1 protein-coding gene, 1 tRNA gene and 2 rRNA genes are annotated in these 5,000 nt (G+C 55.2%); all 4 read right to left on the bottom strand.

Translation table 11 applies throughout. From position 1 onward, the window contains the following. Positions 1-517: 517 nt before the first annotated feature. Entirely contained in the window at positions 518-829 is a 312-nt protein-coding gene (locus AC0L24_RS22355; RefSeq protein ID WP_127809237.1) for a type II toxin-antitoxin system ParD family antitoxin, read from the bottom strand. A 736-nt stretch (positions 830-1,565) separates the two neighbouring features. Then, positions 1,566-1,642, bottom strand: a tRNA-Met gene (locus AC0L24_RS22350). Positions 1,643-1,890: 248 nt separating this feature from the next. Continuing rightward, positions 1,891-2,005, bottom strand: a 5S ribosomal RNA gene (gene rrf / locus AC0L24_RS22345). 152 nt (positions 2,006-2,157) lie between these two features. After that, positions 2,158-4,978, bottom strand: a 23S ribosomal RNA gene (locus AC0L24_RS22340). Positions 4,979-5,000 lie beyond the last annotated feature (22 nt).

Raw genomic sequence — 5,000 nt, 5'->3', positions numbered from 1 at the left:
CAACTGTCAACACACATCGACAATGTTTTTTCGATTTCTCGTAGAGATATCCACCGGGCCGAAATTCATGAGTTGGCTTGGCTGAATTGTGGGCGGCGTTCTAGCGCTCACCATTCCTGTGATGCGTCCCGAGCTCGAGGCGCTGATGTGCGCCATCGCACCCGTCGCGCCTGGAGGACTGCAGGGCAATTCTCCACCGAAGCGCCGTTTAGGGCCGGTCCTCGAGCAATTCCGGTGTGATGTTCCGGCCGGCGTAAAAGCTGCCCAGGATCAGGACCCGCCCGCCCTCGACGGCAAAGGCAATGCTGTCGCGGTAGCCAACAATCCGCAGCCAGGCATGATCTCGACCCGCTCGGTGCTCCGCTGTGGAAAAGTCGACAGACCGAGACAATGGTCGGGATACCCGCAATGAATCTCCAGGCGATCGCCGGCGACGCACGTCCGGCTATGTCACCGTAGAGTTGCTCCAGCTCGGCTTCTGCCTTGGGGTGGAAGACAATCCGATACTCCACCCCTACTAGGCTTTCGCCTGCTTCGCGCGATGACGCGCCTCCAGCCGGGAGAAAACCGTCTCGGCAGGGATTCCCTTCGATGAATCCTGCCGGAGTTCAGTTAGGCGCCCCGGTATCTCCTCGCGCAGCCATTTCTCCCGTTCCGCCTCCAAATCCTCAAGCATGCGCAGGCCCGCGCGGACAACTTCGCTGGCATTGTTGTAGCGGCCTGATTCGAGCTGCTTCCTGATGGAGCTCTCGTAATGGTCATTCAAAGCGAATTTGGCATTGGCATCCCCCCTGCGGGAACATGGGAGTGATCCCGCACCTGGCGACAGATGTCAGCTATCAGCAAAATTGGCCGATTCGACCATGCTACACCTTGCGCCACTCATCCCCAGAGAATCGCCCTTCACTTTGATTCGACTTGATCGAGGCGTAGCTTCGGCGCCCCCCAGGCCGCTCGGCCAACGGCACTTGCGGCGTGACACACCCAACCGCCGGCGCGATCGAGGATCCACATGCAGGTCGATTCGCGGTCCTCAGTCATTGTCATGGCCGAGGGTTGCCACAAAAAGCCGACTGAATAGAACACCACCCCGACCCAATTCATTTCGTATTTGATTGCAAGTCACCACCGGCGTCACTGACCGATGCCTGAGGATCGGATGCTTCGTCTTTTCTGCCTCCGATTCGGTTGATCTGGCCATGGCGGCGGCTGGGCGCCTCGCTTGCCAATCCCCTGAACGCAAACGGCCCGCGGCTGCGGGCTATTTTGAATTAGGTTTGTTGAGAGGCTTGTCTGTCGTCGTAGCTTGTCGGCTGAGGCCTCTTTCTGCGCCGAGGAGTGCCGCTGCAGGCACCATTGTCCCCGAATGCGAACGGCCGGCGGGCATTGTTCCTGGCGGATTGTTTGCTTACCGAAGTTTGGTTGGGGAGAGGATTTGAGTTTTCTGTCTGGCGGCTTGGGCTTGGCCTGCTTGGGGGCGCCTGATGACATGACGGGTTAAACGCCGGCACCAGGGCAAAAAACAAAAGAGCCCGCACGAGGCGGGCTGTTTGTTTAGTGAAGTTTGGTTGCGGGGACAGGATTTGAACCTGTGACCTTCAGGTTATGAGCCTGACGAGCTACCGGGCTGCTCCACCCCGCGTCACCTCTTAGCAAGCGTTTGCTTGCTAATCTTAGCAAGCGTTTGCTTGCTAATCTAAGCAAGCGCTTGCTTGCGTTCCTAAGCAAGCGTTTGCTTGCTTTTTTGTGTAAGCCGAGGCCTACAGATAGGTATATAGCTGACCAAATGAAAGGGCCGCTTACGCGGCCCGTGATCCCTTGGCGGGCCATTTCATAAAGAGAAGACATCACTCCATCCGATTGGATGTGAGTTCAACGTGCGTTTAGCAGACCTGGCAGCGACCTACTCTCCCGCGTCTTGAGACGAAGTACCATCAGCGCTGGAGCGTTTCACGGCCGAGTTCGGAATGGGATCGGGTGCAGCCGCTCCGCCATAACCACCAGGTCGGCAAAACGCACGTTGTTCGAGAAGCTTTTGAGCGAAGGAGCACAAAGAGGCATCGGCAGCGGAGCTGTCGGGTGCCTCTCGGGGCTATTCGCTGGTCTTTTTTGTGCCTGTCATCCTCCGATTTGGAGCGATGAGCATAAGGAATGAGAACGATCAAGCCGATCGAACTATTAGTACCGGTAAGCTTCAAGCGTTGCCGCTCTTCCACACCCGGCCTATCAACGTGGTCGTCTTCCACGGTTCTCAGGGAATACTCGTTTTAAGGTGGGTTTCCCGCTTAGATGCCTTCAGCGGTTATCCCGTCCGGATATAGCTACCCTGCTATGCGGCTGGCGCCACAACAGGTCCACCAGAGATCCGTCCATCCCGGTCCTCTCGTACTAGGGACAGATCCTTTCAATATTCCTACACCCACGGCAGATAGGGACCGAACTGTCTCACGACGTTCTGAACCCAACTCACGTACCGCTTTAAATGGCGAACAGCCATACCCTTGGGACCTGCTCCAGCCCCAGGATGCGATGAGTCGACATCGAGGTGCCAAACAACCCCGTCGATATGGACTCTTGGGGGTCATCAGCCTGTTATCCCCGGCGTACCTTTTATCCGTTGAGCGATGGCCCTTCCACGCGGGACCACCGGATCACTATGACCGACTTTCGTCTCTGCTCGACTTGTCAGTCTCGCAGTCAGGCAGGCTTATGCCATTGCACTCAGCGAACGATTTCCGACCGTTCTGAGCCCACCATCGCGCGCCTCCGTTACTCTTTAGGAGGCGACCGCCCCAGTCAAACTACCCACCATACATTGTCCCGGACCCGGATAACGGGCCGCGGTTAGACATCCATAGTAATAAGGGTGGTATTTCAAGGGTGGCTCCACCTGAGCTGGCGCCCAGGTTTCAAAGCCTACCACCTATCCTACACATGCCACTACGAATGCCAATGTAAAGCTATAGTAAAGGTGCACGGGGTCTTTCCGTCTAACCGCAGGAACCCCGCATCTTCACGGGGAATTCAATTTCACTGAGTCTATGCTGGAGACAGCGGGGAAGTCGTTACGCCATTCGTGCAGGTCGGAACTTACCCGACAAGGAATTTCGCTACCTTAGGACCGTTATAGTTACGGCCGCCGTTTACTGGGGCTTCGATTCAGAGCTTGCACCCCTCCTCTTAACCTTCCAGCACCGGGCAGGCGTCAGACCCTATACGTCGTCTTGCGACTTCGCAGAGCCCTGTGTTTTTGATAAACAGTCGCTACCCCCTGGTCTGTGCCACCCTCCTCTACTTGCGTAGAAAAGGGTCACGCTTCTTCCGAAGTTACGCGTGCAATTTGCCGAGTTCCTTCAGCATAGTTCTCTCAAGCGCCTTGGTATACTCTACCAGACCACCAGTGTCGGTTTCGGGTACGGTTTATAAGGAGGAGCTATTTCCTGGAACCACGCAGCAGCCCGTTCAATCCGATAAGATTGGACTACCTCAATGATCCGTCACTACCTCCAAGCCCACGAATATTAACGTGGTTCCCATCGACTACGCGTTTCCGCCTCGTCTTAGGGGCCGGCTAACCCTGCTCAGATTAGCTTTAAGCAGGAACCCTTGGTCTTTCGGCGGGGGAGTCTCTCACTCCCCTTACGTTACTCATGTCAGCATTCGCACTTCTGATACCTCCACCACCCCTCACGGGTATGGCTTCATCAGCTTACAGAACGCTCCGCTACCGCTTGGCCCTTGCGGACCAAACCCTAAGCTTCGGTGTATGGCTTTAGCCCCGTTACATTTTCGGCGCAAAGACCCTTATTTAGACCAGTGAGCTGTTACGCTTTCTTTAAATGATGGCTGCTTCTAAGCCAACATCCTGGTTGTTTTGGGATCCTCACATCCTTTCCCACTTAGCCATAACTTGGGGACCTTAGCTGTAGGTCAGGGTTGTTTCCCTTTTCACGACGGACGTTAGCACCCGCCGTGTGTCTGCCGACTAGTACTCCCAGGTATTCGGAGTTTGGTTAGGTTTGGTAATCCGGTGAGGACCCCTAGCCCATCCAGTGCTCTACCCCCTGGGGTATTCGGTCGACGCTCTACCTAAATAGATTTCGCGGAGAACCAGCTATTTCCGAGTTTGATTGGCCTTTCACCCCTAGCCACAAGTCATCCCGAACTATTGCAACAGTTATGGGTTCGGTCCTCCAGTAAGTGTTACCTTACCTTCAACCTGCTCATGGCTAGATCACTCGGTTTCGGGTCTAATGCGACGAACTGAACGCCCTATTCAGACTCGCTTTCGCTGCGCCTACACCTAGCGGTTTAAGCTTGCTCGTCACACTAAGTCGCTGACCCATTATACAAAAGGTACGTGGTCACCCAGGACGAACCTTGGGCTTCCACTGTTTGTAGGCAATCGGTTTCAGGTACTCTTTCACTCCCCTTGTCGGGGTGCTTTTCACCTTTCCCTCACGGTACTAGTTCGCTATCGGTCATGCACGAGTACTTAGGCTTGGAGGGTGGTCCCCCCAATTTCAGACAGGATTTCACGTGTCCCGCCTTACTCGAGGACGAGTGATTGCATTACGCGTACGGGGCTGTCACCCACTATGGCCCTACTTTCCAGAAGGTTCCGCTTGTCTCTCAATCGCCACTGGCCTGGTCCGGGTTCGCTCGCCACTACTTCCGGAGTCTCGGTTGATGTCCTTTCCTACGGGTACTTAGATGTTTCAGTTCCCCGCGTTCGCCACTTTACCCCTATGTATTCAGGGTAAGTTACCTATTATCGATACTTGGAAACCACAGCAGCAAGTCGGCCTTGCGACCTCCGGCTGCTCTGATTTTCCAAGTACCTTAGGTGGGTTTCCCCATTCGGAAATCTACGGATCAAAGGGTATTCGCACCTCCCCGTAGCTTATCGCAGCGTATCACGTCCTTCATCGCCTGTGCATGCCAAGGCATCCACCAATTGCCCTTAAGACACTTGATCGTTCTCATTGCCAATGCCCACC

This window comes from Mesorhizobium sp. WSM4809, from assembly GCF_055811655.1.
Note: the sequence above shows the minus strand (reverse complement) of the source record. Positions and strands in the feature narration are given on the sequence as shown.